The sequence below is a fragment of the Xanthobacter sediminis genome, assembly GCF_043195015.1.
Lineage (GTDB): Bacteria > Pseudomonadota > Alphaproteobacteria > Rhizobiales > Xanthobacteraceae > Xanthobacter.
Genome location: NZ_JBAFWH010000050.1, coordinates 1 through 1,313, shown reverse-complemented (window position 1 = coordinate 1,313; position 1,313 = coordinate 1). Strand labels below are relative to the sequence as shown.

Here is a 1,313-nt window from a genome sequence, read left to right as displayed (position 1 = left end):
ACGCCGGAGAGCAGGATGTCGCCGCCGTTCACCACATAGCCCGTGTCCACGAACTGCATGCCGAGCGCGGTGACCTGCCCCTCGCCATTGTTCACACTCACCGTCCCGGCCTGGCCCTGGAACACCGCGAAGCCGCTGTTCCAGGCCTTGGAGAGGGTGCCGCTGGCGTTGGTCCAGTTGGTCTGCGGACCCGCGGTCCAGGTGCCGGTGCCGCCCTCCACCGCCTGGGTCGGGCTGGTGTGGGGGCCGTTCCAGAACAGGATCGGGCTGGTGGGATCGTCCACCACCAGGTTCACCTGGCCGGCGACCGCCGTCTGCACGCTGCCGGCATAGCCGAGCGGCATGGCGCCCACCTCAAGGCCGTTGTCGGTGAGGGCGCCGGTGTAGCTGACCACCCGGTAGATGCCGAGCCCGAAGCCGGCGGCGGACGTCACGTTCAGCGTGCCGTCCAGCGTCACGTTGCCGTTCACATTGAACACCGCGCTCGGGCTCACCGCGCCGAGGCTCACCGCCAGCGCCGCGCCCGAGGACAGGTCGAGCCCGCCCATGGTCAGGCCGCTCGCCTGGGTGCCCGCCAGGGTGCCGCCGTCGAGCACGTGCACCGTCTGCGCGATGATGCCGCCGCCGGACAGCGTCGCCTGGTCGTAGACATAGACGTCGCCGGCAAGGCTGCCGTCCACCTTCAGGGTGCCGCCGTTCACCGCGGTCGGGCCGCTATAGCTGCTGGCGCCCGAGAGGGTCAGCGTGCCCGTGCCGGTCTTGGTCAGCCCGCCGGTGCCGGTGATCGCCCCCGCGAAGGCGCTGCTGGCATTGTTGCCGCCGGTGGTGAGGCTGGCGCCGAGATCGATCCCGCCCGCCCCGGAGATAGAACCCACCGTCTCCGCCGCCTGCACCACGAACCGCGCGCCGGCGGCCACGCCGACCGCGCTGGTGTCGCCGATGGCGCTGCCGCCGGTGGCCACCAGCGTGCCCGCCGTCACCTCGGTGGCGCCGCCATAGCTGTTGGCTCCGCCCAGCACCAGCGTGCCGGTGCCGGTCTTGGCGAGGTTGCCGAGGCCGGCGATGGCCCCGGTCAGGGTCAGCGTCTCCGCGTCGTCCACCTCGAACGTGCCGCCCCCGACCCCGTCCACCGGCGTCAGCGAGATCGCCTGCCCATAGCTGAAGCTCCCGCTCGCCCGAAGCGTCCCCGCACCCGAAAGCGCCAGCGCACCCGTCCCAAGCGCCCCACCGTCATAAACCTGTACCGTACCCCCGGAAACCCGCGTCCCCCCCAAATGGCTGTTGGCGCCAGTCAGTGTCAAAGTCCCCGCGCC

At 71.7% G+C, this 1,313-nt stretch carries 1 protein-coding gene and 1 pseudogene; both read right to left on the bottom strand.

Annotation, left to right across the window (positions count from 1 at the left end; genetic code table 11):
• On the bottom strand, nucleotides 1–1,130 hold a 1,130-nt coding region (locus V5F61_RS21145), incomplete at its 3' end, for an autotransporter-associated beta strand repeat-containing protein (RefSeq protein ID WP_393990635.1).
• 117 nt (nucleotides 1,131–1,247) lie between these two features.
• Nucleotides 1,248–1,301: pseudogene (locus V5F61_RS21140) on the bottom strand (hypothetical protein); the annotation flags it as partial.
• Nucleotides 1,302–1,313: the final 12 nt, after the last annotated feature.